The organism is Flammeovirga sp. EKP202 (assembly GCF_014534745.1).
Taxonomy (GTDB): Bacteria; Bacteroidota; Bacteroidia; order Cytophagales; family Flammeovirgaceae; genus Flammeovirga.
This window is the reverse complement of sequence record NZ_JACVVP010000169.1, coordinates 1-248: the sequence shown is the minus strand read 5'-3', so window position 1 is coordinate 248 and position 248 is coordinate 1. Positions and strand designations below refer to the sequence as shown.

Below are 248 nucleotides of genomic sequence, written 5' to 3'. Positions count from 1 at the left end.
TTTTTGTAGATCTCGGACATAGAAATATATCCTCTTTTCTCTAGTCGTTCCAAGGTAATGGTGGTAATAAGAATAGGACTTTGAGCAACTGCCCATCCTCCTTTTCTCGTTCTGCTCCAAGCATACGCCTGACCATGAGGTATTCCTAAACGTATTAAGTTTTTACGTTTCCGTTCTACCTTTTTCCAGTGATGCCAGATACAGTACCGGAGCCTGTTTCTTACCCATTCATCTACCTTTTTCAGTTT

1 pseudogene is annotated in these 248 nt (G+C 40.7%); it reads right to left on the bottom strand.

What is annotated here, in order from left to right:
• A pseudogene (locus IC221_RS29440) lies at positions 1–248 on the bottom strand (group II intron reverse transcriptase/maturase); the annotation flags it as partial.